The sequence below is a fragment of the Aedoeadaptatus acetigenes genome (assembly GCF_025566985.1).
GTDB lineage: Bacteria > Bacillota > Clostridia > Tissierellales > Peptoniphilaceae > Aedoeadaptatus > Aedoeadaptatus acetigenes.
On record NZ_JAOQJD010000028.1, the window covers coordinates 2505 to 3112 of the forward strand.

2 rRNA genes (1 of these 2 only partly in view) are annotated in these 608 nt (G+C 52.0%); both read left to right on the plus strand.

Going from position 1 to position 608, the window contains the following annotated elements:
• A 23S ribosomal RNA gene (locus tag OCV31_RS09565) occupies positions 1 to 489 on the plus strand (it extends 2402 nt beyond the left edge of the window).
• Positions 490 to 515: 26 nt separating this feature from the next.
• Positions 516 to 608: ribosomal RNA gene (gene rrf / locus OCV31_RS09570) — 5S ribosomal RNA — on the plus strand; the annotation flags it as partial.

The following is a 608-nucleotide window of genomic DNA, read 5'->3' on the forward strand; positions in this document are numbered from 1 at the left end:
GTGGAAGGGCCATCGCTCAACGGATAAAAGCTACCCTGGGGATAACAGGCTTATCTCCCCCAAGAGTCCACATCGACGGGGAGGTTTGGCACCTCGATGTCGGCTCGTCTCATCCTGGGGCTGAAGCATGTCCCAAGGGTTGGGCTGTTCGCCCATTAAAGAGGCACGCGAGCTGGGTTCAGAACGTCGTGAGACAGTTCGGTCCCTATCCGTCGTGGGCGTAGGAAATTTGAGAGGATCTGTCCTTAGTACGAGAGGACCGGGATGGACAAACCGCTGGTGCATCAGTTGTCATGCCAATGGCATCGCTGAGTAGCTAAGTTTGGAAGGGATAAGCGCTGAAAGCATCTAAGCACGAAGCCCCCCTCGAGATGAGATTTCCCTCAATTATGATAAGACCCCTTGTAGCCTACGAGGTAGATAGGTCTCAGGTGGAAGTACAGCAATGTATGTAGCTAAGAGATACTAATCGGTCGAAGACTTGACCAAAAGAGATTGTATATGCACTTGGTTCGTCCGGTGACGATAGCAAGAGGGACACACCTGTACCCATGCCGAACACAGAAGTTAAGCCTCTTAACGCCGATGGTACTTGGTTGGTAACGACC